Annotated in this window: 20 protein-coding genes; 11 read left to right on the plus strand and 9 right to left on the minus strand. The window is 61.9% G+C overall.

Annotation, left to right across the window (positions count from 1 at the left end):
* Positions 1-57: 57 nt before the first annotated feature.
* Entirely contained in the window at positions 58-1,347 is a 1,290-nt protein-coding gene (gene glyA, locus ACZ9EJ_RS11465; RefSeq protein ID WP_046640447.1) for a serine hydroxymethyltransferase, read from the minus strand.
* Between the two features lie 177 nt (positions 1,348-1,524).
* Positions 1,525-2,856 (minus strand): L,D-transpeptidase family protein, encoded by a 1,332-nt coding sequence (locus ACZ9EJ_RS11470; protein ID WP_046640542.1) that lies wholly within the window; start codon positions 2,854-2,856, stop codon positions 1,525-1,527.
* Positions 2,857-3,277: 421 nt separating this feature from the next.
* Here ACZ9EJ_RS11470 and ACZ9EJ_RS11475 point away from each other — a divergent pair, with 421 nt between their 5' ends.
* Both ACZ9EJ_RS11475 and ACZ9EJ_RS11480 read left to right on the plus strand, forming a co-directional pair.
* On the plus strand, positions 3,278-3,499 hold the full coding sequence (locus ACZ9EJ_RS11475) for a hypothetical protein (RefSeq protein WP_046630042.1): 222 nt from the start codon (positions 3,278-3,280) through the stop codon (positions 3,497-3,499).
* 122 nt (positions 3,500-3,621) lie between these two features.
* Complete coding sequence (locus tag ACZ9EJ_RS11480) at positions 3,622-3,858, plus strand: hypothetical protein (RefSeq protein WP_046630041.1); 237 nt, start codon at positions 3,622-3,624, stop codon at positions 3,856-3,858.
* 132 nt (positions 3,859-3,990) lie between these two features.
* Here ACZ9EJ_RS11480 and ldtR read toward each other — a convergent pair whose 3' ends face one another.
* The gene (ldtR, locus tag ACZ9EJ_RS11485; protein ID WP_037081118.1) at positions 3,991-4,506 is read right to left on the minus strand and encodes a transcriptional regulator LdtR; all 516 of its coding nucleotides are present in this window, start codon (positions 4,504-4,506) and stop codon (positions 3,991-3,993) included.
* Between the two features lie 233 nt (positions 4,507-4,739).
* Positions 4,740-5,177 carry a DUF6163 family protein gene (locus ACZ9EJ_RS11490; RefSeq protein ID WP_046630040.1) on the minus strand — a complete coding sequence of 146 codons (438 nt, stop codon included), beginning with the start codon at positions 5,175-5,177 and terminating at the stop codon, positions 4,740-4,742.
* 117 nt (positions 5,178-5,294) lie between these two features.
* On the opposite strand from ACZ9EJ_RS11490, the gene ACZ9EJ_RS11495 reads away from it, so the two are divergent.
* From ACZ9EJ_RS11495 to ACZ9EJ_RS11515, 5 genes are all read left to right on the plus strand, one after another.
* Positions 5,295-5,675, plus strand: coding sequence for a cupin domain-containing protein (locus ACZ9EJ_RS11495; RefSeq protein WP_046640446.1), 381 nt, complete (start codon positions 5,295-5,297; stop codon positions 5,673-5,675).
* Between the two features lie 92 nt (positions 5,676-5,767).
* On the plus strand, positions 5,768-6,781 hold the full coding sequence (gene hemB, locus ACZ9EJ_RS11500) for a porphobilinogen synthase (RefSeq protein ID WP_046640445.1): 1,014 nt from the start codon (positions 5,768-5,770) through the stop codon (positions 6,779-6,781).
* 61 nt (positions 6,782-6,842) lie between these two features.
* Positions 6,843-7,301, plus strand: coding sequence for an RDD family protein (locus ACZ9EJ_RS11505; RefSeq protein WP_046630037.1), 459 nt, complete (start codon positions 6,843-6,845; stop codon positions 7,299-7,301).
* Between the two features lie 127 nt (positions 7,302-7,428).
* Positions 7,429-8,190 carry an arginyltransferase gene (locus ACZ9EJ_RS11510; protein WP_046630036.1) on the plus strand — a complete coding sequence of 254 codons (762 nt, stop codon included), beginning with the start codon at positions 7,429-7,431 and terminating at the stop codon, positions 8,188-8,190.
* 10 nt (positions 8,191-8,200) lie between these two features.
* Positions 8,201-9,088: a DMT family transporter gene (locus tag ACZ9EJ_RS11515; RefSeq protein ID WP_046640444.1), complete on the plus strand. Its 888-nt coding sequence runs from the start codon at positions 8,201-8,203 to the stop codon at positions 9,086-9,088.
* On the opposite strand, the gene parC is transcribed toward ACZ9EJ_RS11515, so the two are convergent.
* Positions 9,089-11,371: a DNA topoisomerase IV subunit A gene (gene parC, locus ACZ9EJ_RS11520; RefSeq protein ID WP_046640443.1), complete on the minus strand. Its 2,283-nt coding sequence runs from the start codon at positions 11,369-11,371 to the stop codon at positions 9,089-9,091.
* A gap of 256 nt (positions 11,372-11,627) precedes the next feature.
* On the opposite strand from parC, the gene ACZ9EJ_RS11525 reads away from it, so the two are divergent.
* Complete coding sequence (locus ACZ9EJ_RS11525) at positions 11,628-12,818, plus strand: hypothetical protein (RefSeq protein ID WP_046640442.1); 1,191 nt, start codon at positions 11,628-11,630, stop codon at positions 12,816-12,818.
* Between the two features lie 74 nt (positions 12,819-12,892).
* Here the strand turns inward: ACZ9EJ_RS11525 and ACZ9EJ_RS11530 are convergent, their stop codons facing one another.
* On the minus strand, positions 12,893-13,213 hold the full coding sequence (locus ACZ9EJ_RS11530; RefSeq protein ID WP_046630032.1) for a DUF1236 domain-containing protein: 321 nt from the start codon (positions 13,211-13,213) through the stop codon (positions 12,893-12,895).
* Positions 13,214-13,458: 245 nt separating this feature from the next.
* Between ACZ9EJ_RS11530 and ACZ9EJ_RS11535 the strand changes: the two genes are divergently transcribed.
* Entirely contained in the window at positions 13,459-14,613 is a 1,155-nt protein-coding gene (locus ACZ9EJ_RS11535; protein WP_046640441.1) for a serine hydrolase domain-containing protein, read from the plus strand.
* Between the two features lie 70 nt (positions 14,614-14,683).
* Here the strand turns inward: ACZ9EJ_RS11535 and aspS are convergent, their stop codons facing one another.
* Positions 14,684-16,474 carry an aspartate--tRNA ligase gene (aspS, locus tag ACZ9EJ_RS11540; RefSeq protein WP_037080690.1) on the minus strand — a complete coding sequence of 597 codons (1,791 nt, stop codon included), beginning with the start codon at positions 16,472-16,474 and terminating at the stop codon, positions 14,684-14,686.
* A gap of 337 nt (positions 16,475-16,811) precedes the next feature.
* Between aspS and ACZ9EJ_RS11545 the strand changes: the two genes are divergently transcribed.
* Both ACZ9EJ_RS11545 and rnd read left to right on the plus strand, forming a co-directional pair.
* A complete protein-coding gene (locus ACZ9EJ_RS11545) occupies positions 16,812-18,050 on the plus strand; it encodes an MFS transporter (protein ID WP_046640440.1) in 1,239 nt (412 codons plus the stop codon).
* Between the two features lie 77 nt (positions 18,051-18,127).
* Complete coding sequence (rnd, locus tag ACZ9EJ_RS11550; protein WP_046630029.1) at positions 18,128-19,273, plus strand: ribonuclease D; 1,146 nt, start codon at positions 18,128-18,130, stop codon at positions 19,271-19,273.
* Here rnd and ACZ9EJ_RS11555 read toward each other — a convergent pair.
* The gene (locus tag ACZ9EJ_RS11555) at positions 19,270-19,689 is read right to left on the minus strand and encodes a type II toxin-antitoxin system VapC family toxin (protein ID WP_046640439.1); all 420 of its coding nucleotides are present in this window, start codon (positions 19,687-19,689) and stop codon (positions 19,270-19,272) included. The two genes, rnd and ACZ9EJ_RS11555, sit on opposite strands and share 4 nt — an antisense overlap.
* The gene (locus ACZ9EJ_RS11560; RefSeq protein WP_052764592.1) at positions 19,686-19,961 is read right to left on the minus strand and encodes a FitA-like ribbon-helix-helix domain-containing protein; all 276 of its coding nucleotides are present in this window, start codon (positions 19,959-19,961) and stop codon (positions 19,686-19,688) included. The genes ACZ9EJ_RS11555 and ACZ9EJ_RS11560 overlap by 4 nt, the downstream gene beginning before the upstream one ends.
* Between the last annotated feature and the right edge of the window lie 25 nt (positions 19,962-19,986).

The following is a 19,986-nucleotide window of genomic DNA, read 5'->3' on the forward strand; positions in this document are numbered from 1 at the left end:
TCTCCTTGGATGTGCAAGAGGGACCGCGAATGCGGTCCCCGTTGGTACCGGTTGGGATCACATATACGGGTACATGGGGAAGCGGCCGGTGAGTGCCACGACCTTGTCGCGCACGGCGGCTTCGACGCTGGCATTGCCCTCGTCGGAATTGGCGACCTTCAGGCCGTCGAGAACCTCGATGATGAGATTGCCGATCTCCCTGAATTCCGCTTCCTTGAAGCCGCGCGTCGTGCCGGCCGGGGTTCCGAGGCGGATACCCGAGGTGACGAAGGGCTTTTCCGGGTCGAAGGGAATGCCGTTCTTGTTGGTGGTGATGTAGCCGCGGCCGAGAGCCGCCTCGGCGCGCTTGCCGGTGGCGTTCTTCTTACGCAGGTCGACCAGCATCAGGTGGTTGTCGGTGCCGCCGGAGACGATGTCGAGGCCGCCGGCCATCAGCGTTTCGGACAGCGTCTTGGCATTCTTGACGATCTGGGCGGCATAGTCCTTGAAGTCCGGCTGCAGCGCCTCGCCGAAGGCAACCGCCTTGGCGGCGATGATGTGCATCAGCGGACCGCCCTGGAGACCCGGGAAGACAGCCGAATTGAACTTCTTGGCCAGTTCCTCGTCATTGGTGAGGATGACGCCTCCGCGGGGGCCGCGCAGCGACTTGTGGGTGGTGGTGGTGGCCACATGGCAATGCGGGAACGGCGACGGATGCTGGCCGCCGGCAACCAGACCGGCGATATGGGCCATGTCGACCATCAGATAGGCGCCGACCGAATCGGCGATCTCGCGGAAACGCTTCCAGTCCCAGATGCGGGAATAGGCGGTGCCGCCGGCGATGATCAGTTTCGGCTTGTGCTCTTCGGCCTTGCGCTGCACTTCGTCCATGTCGAGCAGGTTGTCGCCTTCGCGCACGCCGTAGGACACGACGTTGAACCATTTGCCGGACATGTTGACCGGCGAGCCGTGGGTGAGATGTCCCCCGGAATTGAGGTCGAGGCCCATGAACGTGTCGCCAGGCTGCAGCAGCGCCAGGAACACGGCCTGGTTCATCTGGGAACCGGAATTCGGCTGGACGTTGACGAAGTTGACGCCGAACAGCTTCTTGGCGCGCTCGATGGCGAGCTCCTCGGCGATATCGACGAACTGGCAGCCGCCGTAATAACGCTTGCCCGGATAACCTTCCGCGTACTTGTTGGTCATGATCGAACCCTGCGCCTCAAGCACGGCGCGGGAAACGATGTTCTCCGATGCGATCAGCTCGATTTCGTGGCGCTGGCGACCCAGTTCCTTCTCGATCGCGCCAAAGATTTCCGGATCGGATTCTGCGAGCGGGCGGGAGAAGAAGACGTCGGTGTTCGACATGTGCGAGGCTCCTCAAAGGGGTGGGCATTGCAATGTCGCGTCTTAGCCTTACGCCTTGCACAGAGCAATACGGGGAACGACATTTGCTCGCCCGAAGACGCGGAGATGCTCCTGGAGAACGAAAAAGCCGCACCCTTGGCGGATGCGGCTTCCGGTAAATGAAAAAAGACGCAGATCTTATTGCGGCAGAAGATCGTCGTCGGCAGCGCCGACCGGCTTTTCGATGCCGGTGGTCGTCTGCAGTGCCAGTTCCTGGTTGCCGTCACGCTCGTAGATATCGTCGCGGAACTGCACGACGCGGTCCTTCGCCGACCACGCGGTGATGTAGACGATATAGACCGGCACTTCCTGGGCGAGCTTGATCGGGTTGTTCTGGCGCGTCGAGATCACCCGTTCGATCTCCTGACGCGACCAGCCGGTGGTATCGCGCAGCAGCCAGGTGATCAGGTCGCGGACGTTCTGAACACGCATGCAGCCCGACGACTCGAAGCGCATCAGCTTGTTGAACAGGCCCTGCTGGGGCGTGTCGTGCATGTATTCGTTGTTCGGGTTGTGGAAGTTGATCTTCGTCGAGGCCATGGCGTTGATCTTGCCCGGATCCTGCCGGAACATCAGGTTCGGCGCCTTCGGCGCAAACCAGTCCACCGTTTCCGGCGCCACTTCGTTACCCTTGCCGTCGATCAGGCGGATGTTGTTGCGGGTGAGATAGGTCGGATCCTTGCGCATCAGCGGCACGATGTCCTTCTCGACGATCGAGCGCGGCGCAGTCCAGTAAGGGTTGAGGATGACCTCGTAAATCTTCGAGTTGATGGCGTGGGTCGGCCGGTCGATGCGCCCGACGACGGCATTGGTGCGCAGCGCCACGCGGTCGTTTTCTACCGCCTCGATATAGGCGGCCGGAATATTGACCATGACATAGCGGGGGCCGAGATCGCCGGACATGGACTGCAGGCGCACCAGATTGGTGCCCAGCTGGCGCAGGCGCACATCGGCCGATATGTTCATCGCCTTGACGGTAAATTCGCCCATCACGCCGTCGGCAGGCAGGCCGTGACGAGCCTGAAACCGCTTCACCGCCCCGTCGACATAGCTGTCGAACGAAGAAGACATGCCCGCCTCGCGCGGCAGGTCGCCCGAAATCATCAGACGCTGGCGCAACTGCTGTACGGACGGATCCACGACGCCGAGGCGCAGGCGCTGCTGGCCGGGATTGACTTCGGGCCAGCCGCCGTTGGCGACGATCTGCTGATAGTCGATGATCGCCTGCTGGATGTTCGCCGGTCCGCCGGCGCCGAGCACCGGGTTGTTGGACACGACGTTGACGGCGGTTCTGGATGCGGCCTTCGCGTCGAACTGGTCGTCCCAGGTGCCGCGGCGAGGCGCATTGATCAGATCGTCCATCGCCGTCTGGGCGAATGCGGGCGCTGCAAGTGCGGCGGCACCCGCAGAGAAGGCCGTGCGAAGCAAAGCACGGCGGGAAAGAGCTTCAGATCCGATCTTCTTCGACATCATAATACCCATCTGGTCCCGAGCAGCATCAAAGACGCCTACAGGGATATGGTTAAGAACGCGCAAAAAGTTAGCGCAGCCGCATTGGGGCTTCGTCGTCATCGCAATGTCGTGAAAGCGCGAATTCCCGCCGGCCCGTTGCATCCAGCCGGTCCCATAGCAATATGGCCAATTCGTGTCAGGTACTTGAGCGTCACAAAGCCGTGTTGGCACGTGATTTTTTCAGGCGGCAAATACGCCACACCGCCAGATGGCATGTGGTCCCGGGACGGTCTGGGAGATCGTCGGCTGCGATCGGCCTTTTTTATACAAAACCGTCGGGCGCTCTGGGTACCGCGTCCCTTGCCGAAACGTCAAAGCCGTAAGCCTGGGGCAAGCGGATTGGCCAAAAATTATCCCTCATAAATGAGGAATTTGAGATTTGAACTGGTACCCGATCGAAGCCCTTGAGCCTGGAAAGCTGGTCGTCCTGCATTTTCGCGATGAGACCGCCCCGCAATGCGTCGGTTATGTCGAACAGGACGGCGTCTGCGGGTGGCCGGAAAAGGTGACCGGCCGCAGACCTGACGGCTGGCTCGACCTCTCCTCGATGTTTGCGGACATGAGGACCGAAATTCGCCGGGTCGCGGCGGCTACGTTATAGGCGAGCATTTCGGCGCAAACGGACGTACCGGAACGTATTTCCGACGCTCATGACAGAATTCGTCTATCAACCAGGCCCCCATACTGGTAGGCACCCCAAACAGCACCCATTGGAGAGCTACCGTGACCCTGGACGAAAAATACCAAATTATTGTCAATGCTTTCCAGAACAACAAGTTTGGCGTCTCGCCGACCTCCACCCGCGGAGCCGTACAGAATTACTGTAAAAAGCACGGGCTGCACGGCGAAGACTATACAGAGACCCTCGCCGCAGCGATGTCCGCCGGCTTGGTTGCGCAGATGGCGGACTCGGCTCTGACCATCAGAAACGCCGGCCGCGCCCTGCTGGCCCAGCGATAGGCCGGCATCCGCCAGGGCCTATGCAGTTCACACGCAAACAAGCGTAACGGCGCGTCTTTCGACACCCCGTTACGCTTTTGCGTAGCACCGCATGACTGGAGGTAATGAAGTGTTTCGCAAGCCCCCGGTGGATTAAAGGCGGTAAAGGATCTGGTCGTTCCAGAAGCGGTCGAGGCGCTGGAGCAGCTTGTTCATCTGGGAGAACTCGCCCTCGCCGATGCCGCCGACCTTTTCGATCGAGCCGATATGGCGCTCGTAGAGCTTGCCGACGGCCTCGGCGATCTCCTGGCCTTCCGGCGTCAGGCTGATGCGGACCGAGCGGCGGTCGATGCGCGAGCGCTGGTGATTGATGAAGCCGAGATCGACCAGCTTCTTGACGTTGTAGGAGACGTTCGAACCGAGATAGTAACCGCGGGAGCGCAGTTCGCCGGCCGTCAGTTCCGAATTGCCGATGTTGAAGAGCAGGAGAGCCTGGACGGCGTTGACGTCGTCGCGACCCTGACGGTCGAACTCGTCCTTGATCACATCGAGAAGGCGGCGGTGCAGGCGCTCGACCAGATGCAGCGACTCCATGTACAGGGCGCGAATGGTATCTTCATGCGGATCTGCTACTGCCGGTGCCGCCTGCGGCTTCAGTTTCGTGTTCATCATGACTGCCTCATCCTGTTTTGTTTGGCGGTGTTTGTTTCTTCCCGCCTTGAGACAGACACTATCCAATACGCATAAAATTCGACTTAAAACATAAGCTTAACAAGCGCTTAACGCGTTCCCTCGAATTCCGGCCGGCCCTCGCCAGCCCAGAATGCGGCCATTCAGATTTAAAATAAATCAATCACTTAGCGGCGAATTCCCGGTCAAATCCGGCCGTCAAAGCTTTAATTTCAGGGTGAATCAATCCTTACCCGCTCCGCCTTGCGGCGCGCCTCGACCCACAAGGAGAGCCGAAATACGACGTAAAGCGCGGCAACAAGGCCGTGCATGAGGGGAACGAGACGGTTGTGTCCGAAGATCTCCGGCCAGACGATATACATCGACACCTGCGAGATTGCGGCAAGCGCCCAGAGCACGGGGCCCCAGGACACGGTAAGCCAGAGGCCGAGCGAAGCGACCGGAAACAGCACGGCAAGCGAAGACGCCGCCACTTTCCAGGGAAGCGCCAGCAGATCGAAGCGGGCCATGCCCTTCAGCGAATAGCCCACCAGCATCGCCCAATATTGCAGGCCGAACCAGAAACACGCGACCGCGACCAGCCTGAGGAAGGCCACGTAGAGAATTTCGGTCAGCGTGCGCTTCGGCACCGTGAGTGAATCGGGTTCCATGGAACTACACTAGCCGCCACGACCGCCGACCGCCAGTAGCAGCCTGCCGCCTGCACGATCGTTCAAGAGCCCTGCGCTTCCTCCTGATAGGGTTTGCCGCCAATTAAAGGAGAAGACATGACCGATCGGAACTTTTCACATACGCCGATAAATCTCGCCGAGAAGCTGGCCCGGATACCCGATCTCTGGCAGCAGCGCGTCGTCGCCGAAATGAACGACTACCAGTTCAAGCTCGTCCGCATCGAAGGCGATTTCATATGGCATGATCACCCGGAAACGGATGAGGCCTTCATTGTCATCGAAGGCCGTTTGCGGATCGACTTCCGCGATGGCAGCGTCCACGTCGGCCCGGGCGAGATGTTCGTCGTGCCGAAAGGCGTGCAGCATAAGCCGTTCGCAGAGAAGGAAGTGAAGATGATGGTTATCGAGCCGCGCGGCGTCTTGAACACCGGCAACGAGGGCGGCGAACGTACGGCCCGAAACGATCTCTGGATCTAGCAGGGTCTCGACTGCGGCGATCGTTCCCATTCGCAAACGGCGTGCTGCATGATAATGACGCGCGCACGGGAAGAGAAGTTGGAGACTTTGCCATGGACAAGACGCATCTGGTCGACGAAATCACAGGCCACCGCCGCATGCGGCGCAACCGCAAGGCCGACTGGACGCGCAGGCTGGTGCAGGAGAACCGGCTGACGGTGGACGATCTGATCTGGCCGATCTTCATCGTCCCCGGCACCGGCATCGTCGATCCGATCGCCGCCATGCCCGGCGTCAACCGCATGAGCGTCGACAAGGCGGTCGAGGCGGTCAAGGAAGCTGCCGATCTCGGCATTCCGGCGATCGCCACCTTCCCCGATATCGAGATGGCGTTGCGCGACGAGACCGGCTCCAACAGCCTCGTCGCCAACAACCTGATCAACCAGGCGACCGCCGCCTTCAAGAAGGCCGTGCCGAATATCGGCATCATCACCGACGTGGCGCTCGACCCGTTCACCAGCCACGGCCATGACGGCATCCTGCGAGACGGCATCATCGTCAACGACGAGACGGTCGACCAGATCGTCCGCGCCGCCGTCATGCAGGCGGATGCCGGCGCCGATATCATCGCGCCGTCGGAAATGATGGACGGCCGCATCGGCGCCATCCGCCGCGGCCTTGACGCTGCCGGCCATCAGGATGTCGGCATCATGTCCTATGCGACGAAATTCTCCTCCGGCTTCTATGGCCCCTATCGCGAGGCGATCAATACCAGCGGCCTCTTGAAGGGCGACAAGAACAGCTACTACATCTCGCCGGCGAACGGCACCGAAGCAGTTCGGGACGCTGCCCTCGACGTCGAGGAGGGCGCCGACATGCTGATGGTCAAGCCCGGCATCGCCTATCTCGACATTTGCTGGCGTATCAAGGAAGCGTTCGGCCTGCCCGTCTTCGCCTACCAGGTCTCCGGCGAATACACCCAGATCAAGGCTGCCGCGATGAACGGCTGGATCGACGGCGAACGGGTCATGATGGAGACGCTGCTTTGCTTCAAACGCGCCGGCTGCGACGGCATTCTTTCCTATTTCGCGATGGACGTGGCGAAAAAACTGGCGAAGAACGGATGATCTTGTTGCCGAGGCGGTTTCATCCCATATCAATGTTCGAGAAACAGGAGATGTTGGAACGATGAGCCTCGACCCGAACCCAGCCTATGCCGCACCGGACGACTGGCGCGCCTATAGTGGCGTTCTTTCTCGGCGGGTGTTCGCCTTCATCATCGACTACGTGATCGTGCTGCTCTTGTGCATTCCGGCCGCGGTCGTGGTGTTCTTCCTCGGAATCATCACACTCGGTCTCGGCTTCATGCTCTATCCGGTCCTGTTCGTGGTCGTCGCGCTTCTCTATTTCGGGATGACGCTCGGCGGCTCGGCTCAAGCTTCGCCCGGCATGCGCGCCATGGGGCTTGCCATGGCACGGCTCGACGGCCGGCGGATGGATTTCCTCACCGCCATGGCCCACACGGTGATCTTCTGGATCATCAACTCGGTGCTGACGCCGCTCATTCTGCTGGCCGGCCTGTTCATCGAGCGTTCGCGCCTCGTGCACGACCTGCTGCTTGGCACTGTCGTGGTGCGTACCTCGTAACGATTACGCTACTGGCCAAAAGTTTATGGCAAGAGCCGGCTGCATGCCGCAGCATATGGTTGACGTTTCGCTTTTATGCGCCATGGTATGACATTTACGATCCTTAAGACCGGACTTCCACGACGCAATGAACACCCAGGCAACGCCCTCACCGCAGTTCTACCTGACGGCCCCGGCAGTTTGTCCCTATCTCCCGGGTGAAATGGAGCGAAAGGTCTTCACTCACCTGGTAGGCCCTCGCGCCGCCGAGATGAACGACCTACTGACCCAGGGCGGTTTTCGCCGTTCGCAGAACATCGCCTACCGGCCGGCCTGCGAATCATGCCGCGCGTGCATTTCCGTGCGCATCCTCGCTCACGAATTCGAGCCCGTGCGTTCGATGAAGCGGGTTCTCGCCACCAATCGCGACGTGATCGCGACGGTCTACCCCGCGCAGCCTTCCACCGAACAGTTCTCGCTCTTCCGCCGCTATCTCGACGACCGTCACCAGCGGGGCGGCATGTCGGACATGTCGGCGCTCGACTATGCGATCATGGTCGAGGACACGCATGTCAACACCCGAATCATCGAGTACCGCCGCCGCGAGCCGGGCTCGGGCATCAGCGCCGAGCCGAAGGGCGAGTTGCTTGCCGTGGCGCTCACCGACATGATGAGCGACGGCCTGTCGATGGTCTATTCCTTCTTCAACCCCGAGTATGAAAAACGCTCGCTCGGCACGTTCATGATCCTCGACCATATCGCCCGCACAAGGACGCTCGGCCTGCCGCATGTCTATCTCGGTTATTGGGTCAAGGGTTCGGCGAAGATGGGCTACAAGACCCGCTTCCAGCCCCAGGAACACCTGACCCCGCGCGGCTGGGAAATCTTCGATCCCGCCACGGACATCTGAAATCATCCCCATGAACGATCATAAAAAGGGCCTCGTGCTCACCGCAATCGGCGGCCTTGCGCTTTCCTTCGACGTGCCGCTCGTGCGGCTTGGGCATGGCGAGATGTGGTCGACGGTCGCGCTGCGCAGCACGGCGACCTTCGCCGCCGCCATCATCCTCTGGCTGCTCGTCCGCCGCTTCGGCTCGACCCGCCCCGTGCTGATCCCCGGCAAGGCGGGGCTTGCCGCCGGCTTCTGCTACGGCATTTCGACGATCGCCTTCCTCGGCGCCGTCTTCAACACGGCCACCGCCAACGTCGTCTTCATCGTCGCCTTCACGCCCATGTATGCCGCCATTCTCGGCTGGCTGGTCCTGAAGGAGCGCCCCTCGCCTTCGACGCTCGTCACCATGCTGGTGATGTTATTCGGCGTCGGCCTGATCGTTTCGGGCGGCCTTACGGGCGGCCATCTCCTCGGCGATATCCTGGCGGCAACGGCCTCGTTCCTGCTGGCTTTAGCAATCACGTTCAGCCGGGTAGCGCGTATCGACATGGGCTTCGTGCCGCTCGTCGCGACCATCATTCCGGCGGCGGTCGGGCTTTCCTTCGTCGCCAGCAACGGCTTTTCGGTCGCGGACCCCATCTGGGTGGTGTTCGACGGCGCGATCATGATGCCGCTCGCCTTCTGGTGCCTGGCGACCGGCCCGAAATACCTCTCCGGCCCCGAAGTCGGCATGTTCTACCTGCTCGAAACCATTCTCGCACCGATCTGGGTCTGGCTGATCTTTGCCGAAATCCCGTCCGCGCGCACGCTGCTCGGCGGCTCGATCCTGGTGCTGGCGCTGATCGGCTATTCGGCGTGGCAGATGCGGCGGATTGCGCGCCGCGACTATCTCGCGACGCCCCCTATCAGTCCGTGATCACCCCGCAAACTTCCCGCTCCGCGGAAAGCCCTTCGGAACGGCGCGGCCGGCGGTGGCGCGGTCGGCGATCCATTCGAGCAGTTCGTCCTTGTTGCGGGTGAAGGAGCGGCCGGCGCTGTCTTCCCAGGAAAGACCGTCGGCCATGGTGAAGCAGCGGATGTCGGAAATTCCGCCGTCCTTGTAGCGCTGCAGGCGCACGCCCTTGCCGCGGGTCATTTCCGGCAGTTGGGTCAGCGGGAAGAGCAGCAGCTTGCGGTTCTCGCCGACGACCGCGACGTGATTGCCCGAAACCGGCACGACCAGCTTCGTCTCGTCGGGCATGGCGACGTTCATGATCTGCTTGCCCTTGCGGGTATTGGCGATCATCTCGCTCTCGGCGACGATAAAACCGTTGCCCGCGGTCGAGGCGACGATCAGCTTGCGCGATGGTTCATGGACGAAGGCGGTCAGGATGTCCTGATCGTTCTCCATGTCGACGATGATGCGGATCGGCTCCCCGTGGCCGCGGCCGCCCGGCAGCTTGTCGGCACCGAGCGTATAGACCTTGCCGCCCGTCGTGACGAGCAGCAGCTTGTCGGTCGTCTGTGCCGTAAACGCGATCTTCGGCCCGTCGCCTTCCTTGAAGGTGAGCGTCGAGGTATCCGAGATATGGCCCTTCAGCGCGCGGATCCAGCCCTTCTGGGAGACGACGACGGTGATCGGTTCCTTCTCGATCATCGCCTGGTTGATCGCGTCGATATCGGCGTCCGGCGCATCGGCGAAGGTCGTCAGGCGGGCATAGGGCTTGCCCCGGCCCTTGGCGAAATTCTTGCGGACGTCCTGGATCTCGTGCTCGATCACCCGCCACTGCTTGTCCTCGGAGGCGAGCAGCGATTCGATATCCGCCTTCTCCTTGGTGAGGTTGTCGTGCTCGGTGCGGATCTCAATTTCTTCGAGCTTGCGCAAGGCGCGCAGCCGCATGTTGAGGATCGCCTCGACCTGGATGTCGGAGAGCGACCAGCGCTCCATCATCACAGGCTTCGGCTCGTCCTCCTCGCGGATGATGCGGATCACCTCGTCGATGTTGAGGTAGGCGATCAAGAGGCCGCCGAGGATTTCCAGGCGCCGGTCGATCGCCGCCAGCCGGAAGCGCGAGCGGCGGACCAGCACGTCGCGGCGGTGCGCCAGCCATTCCAGCAGCACTTCGTTGAGCGCCATCACCTTGGGCACGCGGCCCATGGAGAGAACGTTCATGTTGAGCGGCAGGCGGGTCTCGAGCTCGGAAAGCTTGAACAGCGATTCCATCAGCAGCGTCGCATCGACCGTGCGGCTCTTCGGCACCAGAACGACGCGCACGTCTTCGGCCGATTCGTCGCGCACGTCTTCGAGCAGCGGCAGCTTGCGGGCGAGCAGCAGTTCGGCGATCTTTTCGATCAGTCGCGACTTCTGAACCTGGAACGGGATTTCGGTGACGACGATCTGATAACCGCCGCGGCCGAGATCCTCGATCACCCAGCGGGCGCGGACGCGAAAACCGCCGCGGCCGGTCTTGTAGGCTTCGACGATCGATTCCCGGCTGTCGATGATGATGCCGCCGGTCGGAAGATCGGGACCTTCGATGCCGCCCTTGGCGGGTTCGGCCGGATCCGCCATCAGATCCTCGACGGTGGCAGCCGGGTTCTTGATCAGGTGCAGCGCCGCGTCGCAGAGCTCATGGACATTGTGCGGCGGGATCGACGTCGCCATGCCGACCGCGATGCCCGACGTGCCGTTGGCGAGCAGGTTCGGGAAGGCGCCGGGCAGCACGACCGGTTCCGAGTTCGATTCGTCGTAGGTGTCGCGGAAATCCACCGCGTCCTGGTCGATGCCTTCGAGCAGGAGTTCGGAAACCGCCGTCATCTTCGATTCGGTGTAACGCATCGCGGCGGGGCTATCGCCGTCGATATTGCCGAAATTGCCCTGGCCGTTGACGAGCGGATAACGCTGCGAGAAATCCTGCGCCAGGCGCGCCAGCGCGTCGTAGATCGACTGGTCGCCGTGCGGATGGAAATTACCCATCACCTCGCCGACGATCTTGGCGCATTTGCGGAAGGCGGCGTTGGGGCGCAGGCCCATCTCGCTCATCGCGTAGACGATGCGGCGGTGGACGGGTTTCAGGCCGTCGCGCACGTCCGGCAGCGCACGGTGCATGATTGTGGAAAGCGCATAGGCGAGGTAACGCTCTTCGAGCGCTGCTTTCAGATCGACCGGCAGGATGTTGTCGCCGCCGTCGCCGGAAGGTGGTGTCAGGTTTTTTCCCATGGGCCTTGACTAGCGGAAAGCCTGATTCTCGGCAAGAAAGACCGGGCGACAGCCTGTGGATGAAGGCTTTTCCGAAGCTGAAATCAGCGTTTGGTTTACCCTGAATCGTCAGCCGCAATTTTGACGAAAGGAATGTGGAACAAAGCCATAAACCTTTTACCCGGCTTGCCTATAAGGTGCCGCGAACAGTAACCGAACTACCGACAAACCCAAAACCAAACGCGGGCCGGATCATTGCCCGCCAGGAGGAAATCCGATGCAATACTCCACGAAGGCCCGGCTTCTGCTCGCAGGCGCTGCGATTTCGACTTTCGCCGGCCCGGCGTTTGCGCTCGACGGCAACGATCTCGTCGCCAAGATCAACAACGCGCTCTCGATCCAGGGCGGCGCCGGCTTCTCGGCGGAAAAGGCCACCGTCAGCGGTTCGGACGTCACGCTCACCAATGCCAAGTTCCTGGTCGAGGCCGGCAAGCAGAGCCTGCCGCTCGGCACCGTCAAGTTCGAGGGCGTCGAAGAGGATAGCGGCGGCTACACGGTCGAGAAGGTCACGTTCGACAACGTCAATGCGACCGAGGACAAGACCGCCTTCACCGCCTCGGACATCTCGATCAGCGGCCTCACCGTGCCGGCCAATGCGACCGGCGACAGCCTCGATGCGATCCTGCTCTATGATGAAGCCCATGTCGGCAAGATAACGGCCACCATCGACGGCAAGCCGGCCTTCTCGGTCGAAGAGACGAACGTCACCACCGAGGTCGCCGACGACAACTCCGCCGTAGGCTTCGACCTCCAGGTCAACGGCATCAAGAGCGACCTCAGCCTTGTCGAGGACGCCCAGACCAAGGACACGCTGCAGCAGCTCGGCATCACCTCGCTTGACGGCAAGGTTGCCATGTCCGGCGCCTGGACCCTCGAGGACGGCACGCTCGACATCGACGAATACGCGCTCGATTTCGCCAAGGTCGGCAAATTCAACCTCGCCTTCAGCATGTCCGGCTACACGCTCGACTTCATCAAGTCGGCGAACGAGACCGCCAAGGCGATGGAAGCCAATCCGAACAAGGAAGAAGCCCAGCAGGCCGCGGGCCTTGCGATGCTCGGCCTGATGCAGCGCCTCACCTTCAACAGCGCCGAGATTCGCTTCGAGGATGCCGGCATCACCAAGAAGGCGCTCGACTACGCCGGCAAGAGCCAAGGCACCACGGGCGAAGCCATGGCACAGATGCTGAAGGGCATGACGCCGCTGATGCTGGCGCAGTACAACGTGCCGGAACTGCAGAACATGGTGAGCGCGGCCGTCAACACCTATCTCGACAAGCCCGGCAGCTTCACGATCAGCGCGGAACCGGCCGATGCCGTCCCCTTCCCGATGATCATGGGTGCCGCCATGGGCGCCCCCAACACGCTGCCGAAGGTTCTTGGCGTCAAGGTCACCGCCAACGACTGAGTCCCCGCCCTCAACATGAGAAACCCGGCGATCGCTCGCCGGGTTTTTTGTTGCTCGAAAAGAGCCGGATGACGCTATTCCAGAACCTGGATGACGGTCCGGGTCTGCGGATTGACGATAACGCGTCGATCGTTGACGACCGTATAGGCGTAATCGTCGTAACCATCGACCCTGCGCACTTCTACCGTCTCCGGCAGGGCGGCTCCGACAGCGATCTCTCCCTGGTAGGAGATTGATGGAACGCTCTGCTCCATGACGTAGGTGCGGACTTCGCCGGGCAGGACCACCGTCGAATTGGTCGTAACCGGATCCTGGGTGATGATCGTCGTCTGGGCGTAAGCCGCGCCCGAGAGGGCGATCACGACCGCCGATGCGGCCAGTAGGGTTTTGCGCATGTGTTTTCTCCCTATGCTTCTGCTGTCCTAACAACACCAGCACGCGGATATGGTTCCCCCTATTCGCTTGACGCACGGGACGCCGGGACGGCATCCTGACGTCACAGGCAGGCATGAGCGACAGCATTGCGGTGGTGAAGCGGGGACCGACAACCGGACAGATGCAGATGTTTCTTGTCGCTCACAGGATCGTCCCTCTCCGAGGTGACCCTAGATAACGGTGTCTTTAGCGGAGGTTTTGCCCCATGAATTTGCCAATGCAACCATCGATCCGGATATCCTGCCCCACGATCGACGCGGCGATCGACAATGCGCTCGCCTCCAAACGGCTCGTCGGCACCGTCGTGATGGTCGCCAGGGATGGCGAGATCGTCTACCGCCGCGCCGCCGGTTTTGCGGACCGGGAAGCGGGCCTCAAAACCAGCGAGGACACGATTTTCCGGCTGGCCTCGATCACCAAGCCGATCGTCACCATCGCCACCATGCGGCTGGTCGAACAGGGCCGGATAGGCCTCGATGACCCGGTGACGAAATGGCTGCCGGACTTCCGGCCCCGCCTCGAGGACGGCTTCGAGCCGGTCATCCTCATCCGCCATCTTCTCACCCACACGTCCGGCCTCAGCTATTGCTTCGAGCGGGATGATGGACCTTATGTCCGCGCCGGCGTCTCGGACGGCGTCGATCAGCCGGGCCTTTCGCTCGAGGAGAACCTGCGCCGTATCGCCTCGGTGCCGCTGCTCTTTGCGCCCGGTACCGGCTGGCAATATTCGGTCTCGATGGACGTACTCGGCGGCGTCATCGAGACGGAAACCGGCAAGCGCCTCGGCGAGGCCGTTGCCGAACTGGTAATGCAGCCGCTCGGCCTCTTCGATACCGGCTTCACCGTCACCGACCGCAGCCGGCTCGCGGCCCCCTACGTCGACGGTTCGCCCGAACCGAAGCGGATGAGCGAGACGGAAAAGGTGCCCGTCCTCAACGGCACGGTGACCTTCGCCCCCGATCGCATCTTCGACCTCGCCTCGTTCCACTCCGGCGGCGGCGGCATGGCCGGGACCGCCTCCGACGTGCTGACCGTGCTCGAAACCATCGCCAGGGGCGGCGCGCCGCTGCTGTCCGAAAAGACGGTCAGGGCTATGACGACCAACCAGATCGGCGATCTGCTGGAGCCTGCACGGCCGGGCTTCGGTTTCGGTTTCGGCTGGGCGATCGTGCGCGATCCGGTAAAGGCCGGCTTGCCGGTGTCGCCCGGCTCGCTGCAATGGGGCGGGGTCTACGGCCACCACTGGTTCATGGACCAGACGAAGAAAATCACGCTGGTGGGGCTGACCAATACGACGCTCGAAGGCATGTCGGGCCAGTTCACGCTGGACCTGAAAAAGGCCGTCGCTGCCGACCTTTAGGTCCATCATCCTCAGAGATTGAATCAAAAAGCCCGGCACATGGCCGGGCTTTTTACGTTCTTCAGAGAACTCAGTCCTTCTTCGGCGTCGGAACCACCCGGATGGCCAGTTCGCGCAGCTGCTGCGGCGTTGCCGGCGACGGGGCGCCCATCAACAGGTCCTGGGCCTGCTGGTTCATCGGGAACAGCGTCACTTCGCGCAGGTTCTTGGCGCCCACGAGCAGCATGACGATACGGTCGATGCCGAAGGCAGCGCCGCCATGCGGAGGCGCGCCGTACTGGAAGGCGCGGTACATGCCGCCGAACCGGTCCTCGACATCCGCCTGGCTGAGGCCGACCTTTTCGAAGGCCTTGACCATCAGTTCCGGCGACTGATTGCGGATCGAACCGGAGGCGATCTCGAAGCCGTTGCACACCGCGTCATACTGGAATGCCTTGATCGTCAGCGGATCCTGGTTTTCCAGCGCCTCGATGCCGCCCTGGGGCATCGAGAACGGGTTGTGAGCGAAATCGAGCTTCTTTTCTTCCTCGCTCCATTCGTAGAACGGGAAGTCGACGATCCAGCACATTTCGAAACGGTCGCGGTCGACGAGGTTCAGTTCCTCGCCGGCGCGGGTCCGGGCTTCGCCTGCGAACTTGTAGAACTTGGCCGGGTCGCCGGCGACGAAGAAGCAGGCATCGCCGTCATCAAGGCCGAGCTGGGTGCGGATCGCCTCGGTGCGTTCCTCGCCGATGTTCTTGGCAAGCGGGCCGGCGCCTTCGAGCTTGTCGCCTTCCTTGCGCCAGAAGATGTAGCCGAGGCCCGGCTGGCCGGTCGACTGCGCCCAGGCGTTCATACGGTCGCAGAATGCGCGGCTACCGCCGGTCTTGGCCGGGATCGCCCAGACTTCGACCTTCGGGTTCGAAGCGATCATGCCCGCGAACACCTTGAAGCCGGAGCCGGCGAAATGTTCGGTGACGGCCTGCATCTCGATCGGGTTGCGCAGGTCCGGCTTGTCGGAGCCGTATTTGCGGATCGCCACGTCATAGGGAATGCGCGGCCAGTCCTTGGTGACCGGCTTGCCTTCGGCGAACTGTTCGAACACGCCGGTCATCACAGGACCCATCGTGTTCCAGACGTCTTCCTGGGTCACGAAGCTCATTTCCAGGTCGAGCTGGTAGAACTCGCCCGGCAGACGGTCGGCGCGCGGGTCTTCGTCGCGGAAGCAGGGAGCGATCTGGAAATAACGGTCGAAACCGGCGACCATCAAAAGCTGCTTGTACTGCTGCGGCGCCTGCGGCAGCGCGAAGAACTTGCCTTCATGGATGCGGCTCGGCACCAGGAAGTCGCGCGCGCCTTCCGGCGACGACGCGGTCAGGATCGGCGTCGAATATTCGGCGAAACCGATCTCGCCCATGCGGCGGCGCATGTCGGAAATGATCTGGGTGCGCTTGACGATGTTCCTGTGCAGGGTTTCGCGGCGCAGATCGAGGAAGCGATATTTGAGGCGCACGTCTTCCGGATAGTCCGGCTCGCCGAACACCGGCAACGGCAGTTCCTTGGCGGCGGAGAGCACTTCGATCTCTTGGGCGTAGAGTTCGATCTCGCCGGTCGCCATGCCCTTGTTGACGGTGTCTTCCGAGCGCGCCTTGACGAGGCCGTCGATGCGGATGACCCACTCGCCGCGAACGATTTCGGCGGTCTTGAAGGCGGGGCTGTCCGGATCGGCGACGACCTGGGTCATGCCGTAATGGTCGCGAAGGTCGATGAACAGCACGCCGCCGTGATCTCGCACGCGATGCACCCAGCCGGACAGGCGGACGGTCGATCCGACGTCGGACTTCTTGAGGGCGGCACAGGTATGGCTGCGGTAACGGTGCATTTCAGTATCCTGGACGGTTAAGTTTTGCGGTCTTTCGGCGTGCGTAGCACGGCCTGCCGGCTTTATGGAAAATCGGCGGGAAAAGCGCATGATGGACATGCTTTGTCAAGGCAGAACCGATCTGCCGCCCAAAACGCCGCCAGTGAATGACAGGAGATCCGGCTGTGGTCAGCGTGCCGCGGCAGTCCCGAACAGGCCGCGCATCGCCCTCTCCCTAAGGCGCTCGCATCAGAAAGACCGGGCATGTCGCTTATCGCTGGCCCTGCCGATGGTTCGGGATATAGAACGGGTGGAACCGCCCAAAACCTCTCCCGATTCCCCTGCAAAGCCCTCCCCGATGAGCCATATCCGTCCGCTGATCCCCCTTCTCGTCACCGCAGGCATCCTCATCGGCGGCAACGGACTTCAGGGAACCTATATCGCGCTGCGAGGCTCGGCCGAGGGGTTTTCGCCGTCGACCATCGGCATGATCGGCGCCGGCTACAGCATCGGCTTCGCCGTTGGCTGTATGTATGTGACGCGGCTGCTCCGGCAGATCGGCCATATCCGCACCTTCTCGGCGATGGCGGCGGTCACCGCATCCGCTTCGATCGGGCTATCGATGATCATCGACCCGACCTTCTGGTTCGCGATGCGCTTCGTGATCGGCATAGCGGTCGCCAGCCTGTTTGCAACGGTCGAGAGCTGGATCAACGCCAAGGTCACCAACGCCAACCGGGCGCGTACGCTCTCCATCTACCGTTTCGTCGACCTCGGCTCGGTGACGGTGGCGCAATACATCATCCCGACCGTCGGCATCGAAGGGCCGGTCATCTTCAACATCATCGCGATCGCGCTGATCCTGTCGCTGGTGCCGATCTCGATCGCCGACAAATCGAGCCCGGCGCCGCCGGAAACGATCACGTTCGACCTGAAGGCTGTGTGGCGGATTTCGCCGTTGGCGGTCGTCGGCGTCATCTCGGTCGGCCTGTCTATGGCGGCCTTCCGCAATATCGGGCCGATCTATGCGGCGGAGATCGGCATGAGCATCACCTCGATCGCCACCTTCATGAGCGCCGGCATCATCGGCGGCGTGGTGCTGCAATATCCGCTCGGCCTTTATTCCGACCGGCTCGACCGGCGCCGTGTCATCCTGTGGACGACGATCGGCTCGATCATAACAGGCGCCTACCTCTCCTTCGGGGCGGGTACCAACGAGACTGCCAATATCGTCAGCGTCTTCCTGTTCGGCGCCTTCTCGATGCCGCTCTATTCGCTGTGCTCGGCGCATGGGAACGACTATGCCAAGCCCGGCGAGCATGCGCTGGTTTCGGCCGGCCTGTTGTTCTACTGGTCGGTTGGTGCGACCATCGGGCCGCTGCTCGCCTCGATCCTGCTGCAGTATTTCGGGCCACGCGCCTTTTTCGCCTACACCTCGTTCATCTTCCTCGGCTTCATGATCTTCACCTTGAGGCGCATGCGGGCGCGTCCCTCCGTGCCCCCGTCGGAGCGTTCCTGGCGGTTTCGGGCATTGCTCCGGACGTCGGCTTATTTCAACCGGCTCGCCGGCCCGCCCGATAAAGACGAGCGCGAGTAACGCTTAAACACCGTTCCGTATTGACATATGCGGCCGGAAGGAGAAGGAAGGTTGATCACCCTCACGTGAATGAAACGATGATCCAAACGACCGCCGCACTCGAAGAAGCCTGCATCCAGCTGGCCCAATCGGACTTCATCACTATCGATACCGAGTTCCTCCGGGAAACGACCTTCTGGCCTGAGCTGTGCCTCATCCAGATGGCAAGCCCGACTGTCGAAGTCCTTGTCGATCCGCTCGCCAAGGGGCTGAGCCTGAAACCCTTTTTCGAGCTGATGGCCAATCCCGCCGTCACCAAGGTGTTTCACGCCGCCCGCCAGGATATCGAAATCATCTACCATCTCGGCAATCTGGTGCCGCATCCGATCTTCGACACCCAGGTCGCCGCCATGGTCTGCGGCTTCGGGGATTCGGTCTCCTACGATCAGCTCGTCAGCCGCATCAAGGACGTCCATATCGACAAGTCCTCGCGCTTCACCGACTGGAGCCGCCGGCCGCTTTCCGACAAGCAGCTCGAATATGCGCTGGCCGATGTCACCCATCTGCGCGACGTCTATCTCTTCCTCAAGGCCCAGCTCGAACGGGAAGGCAGGGCGCTGTGGCTGACCGAGGAAATGGCCGTGCTGGAATCGCCCGGCACCTATGACCTGCATCCCGACGACGCCTGGGCGCGCCTCAAGTCGCGACTGCGCAAGCCGGCCGAACTCGCCGTCCTGAAATACGTCGCCGCCTGGCGCGAGCGCGAAGCGCGCAGCCGCAACGTGCCGCGTTCCCGCGTGCTGAAGGACGACGCGATCTACGAGATTGCCCAGCAGCAACCGAAGGACGTGGAAGCCATGTCGCGGCTCCGCACCATTCCAAAGGGCTGGGAGCGCTCCGCCTCCGGCACCGCGATCATCGAAGCGGTCAATGCCGCGCTCGCCCTGCCGAAGACCGAGATGCCGCATGCGCCGAAACATGTGCATGTCCCGGAAGGCACCGCCGCCGCCGTCGAGCTGCTGAAGGTTCTCCTGAAGCTGATCTCCGACAAGCAGGGCGTCGCCGCCAAGATCATCGCCAACACCGACGATCTCGAAAGGATCGCCGCCGAAGGCGAGGCCGCCGATGTCGGAGCCTTGCACGGCTGGCGCCGCGACCTTTTCGGCGAAACCGCCTTGAAACTGATCAGTGGCGGCGTGGCCCTTCGCTTCGTCAACAAGAAGGTCGAGGCGGTGGAGCTTTAGAGCTTCCAGGGATTGATGACCGGAATGCCCGCCGCTTCGAACGGCGCGGTATCCCGGGTGGCGACGGTGAAGCTGTGGACCTGGGCTATCGCGGCGATCTGACCGTCGGCGAATGAAATAGCTCGCCCCTTTTGGGTCGCCAGCGCCATGATCAAGGCATAGGCGATTGCAGCATCCCGGTCGAATGACAGGATTCTCGGGCCGAAGAACATCCCGACTAGATCTGACATTCTCTGATGGACCTGCGCCTTCCTCTTGCCATCCGGTAATATCTCGATTCCGGCGAACAGTTCCGCCAAGCTCGTTGCCGTCAAATAGAGTGTCTCGGCGGGCTGAGCGTTCAGCCACGTGACGACGGATTGATTGGGTATCGGCTTTGCCGGCTCAGAAATCACATTCGTGTCGAGAACGATCATTCGAACGAGGCCGGCCTGATCGGAGCAGGATCACGCGTAATGTCCAGGTCTAGCCCCCCGAATTCCTGGCCGAGCTCCCACAACGCTGTCCCGAGTTTCAGCGATTCTACCGCCTGCGAGACATCGTGGGCGATCGGCTCCTTCGGCAGCAGCACGTCCTCCAAAATCTGCTCGATTTCAGCTTCCGCAGTCGTTCCATTCCTTACCGCCCGAGCTTCCAATGCGCGGCTGACTTCGTCGGACAGGTTTCGTATGGTGATTGCATTCATCATCTCACCTCCGATCAGATATTGCTTA

The organism is Neorhizobium sp. USDA 3394 (assembly GCF_056280385.1).

Bases quoted from the DNA above. Each gene is read 5' to 3' on its own strand.
- glyA (WP_046640447.1), bottom strand. From the start codon at position 1,347: ATGTCGAACACCGACGTCTTCTTCTCCCGCCCGCTCGCAGAATCCGAT.
- ACZ9EJ_RS11470 (WP_046640542.1), bottom strand. From the start codon at position 2,856: ATGTCGAAGAAGATCGGATCTGAAGCTCTTTCCCGCCGTGCTTTGCTT.
- ldtR (WP_037081118.1), bottom strand. From the start codon at position 4,506: ATGAACACGAAACTGAAGCCGCAGGCGGCACCGGCAGTAGCAGATCCG.
- ACZ9EJ_RS11490 (WP_046630040.1), bottom strand. From the start codon at position 5,177: ATGGAACCCGATTCACTCACGGTGCCGAAGCGCACGCTGACCGAAATT.
- ACZ9EJ_RS11495 (WP_046640446.1), top strand. From the start codon at position 5,295: ATGACCGATCGGAACTTTTCACATACGCCGATAAATCTCGCCGAGAAG.
- hemB (WP_046640445.1), top strand. From the start codon at position 5,768: ATGGACAAGACGCATCTGGTCGACGAAATCACAGGCCACCGCCGCATG.
- ACZ9EJ_RS11505 (WP_046630037.1), top strand. From the start codon at position 6,843: ATGAGCCTCGACCCGAACCCAGCCTATGCCGCACCGGACGACTGGCGC.
- ACZ9EJ_RS11510 (WP_046630036.1), top strand. From the start codon at position 7,429: ATGAACACCCAGGCAACGCCCTCACCGCAGTTCTACCTGACGGCCCCG.
- ACZ9EJ_RS11515 (WP_046640444.1), top strand. From the start codon at position 8,201: ATGAACGATCATAAAAAGGGCCTCGTGCTCACCGCAATCGGCGGCCTT.
- parC (WP_046640443.1), bottom strand. From the start codon at position 11,371: ATGGGAAAAAACCTGACACCACCTTCCGGCGACGGCGGCGACAACATC.
- ACZ9EJ_RS11525 (WP_046640442.1), top strand. From the start codon at position 11,628: ATGCAATACTCCACGAAGGCCCGGCTTCTGCTCGCAGGCGCTGCGATT.
- ACZ9EJ_RS11530 (WP_046630032.1), bottom strand. From the start codon at position 13,213: ATGCGCAAAACCCTACTGGCCGCATCGGCGGTCGTGATCGCCCTCTCG.
- ACZ9EJ_RS11535 (WP_046640441.1), top strand. From the start codon at position 13,459: ATGAATTTGCCAATGCAACCATCGATCCGGATATCCTGCCCCACGATC.
- aspS (WP_037080690.1), bottom strand. From the start codon at position 16,474: ATGCACCGTTACCGCAGCCATACCTGTGCCGCCCTCAAGAAGTCCGAC.
- ACZ9EJ_RS11545 (WP_046640440.1), top strand. From the start codon at position 16,812: ATGAGCCATATCCGTCCGCTGATCCCCCTTCTCGTCACCGCAGGCATC.
- rnd (WP_046630029.1), top strand. From the start codon at position 18,128: ATGATCCAAACGACCGCCGCACTCGAAGAAGCCTGCATCCAGCTGGCC.
- ACZ9EJ_RS11555 (WP_046640439.1), bottom strand. From the start codon at position 19,689: ATGATCGTTCTCGACACGAATGTGATTTCTGAGCCGGCAAAGCCGATA.
- ACZ9EJ_RS11560 (WP_052764592.1), bottom strand. From the start codon at position 19,961: ATGATGAATGCAATCACCATACGAAACCTGTCCGACGAAGTCAGCCGC.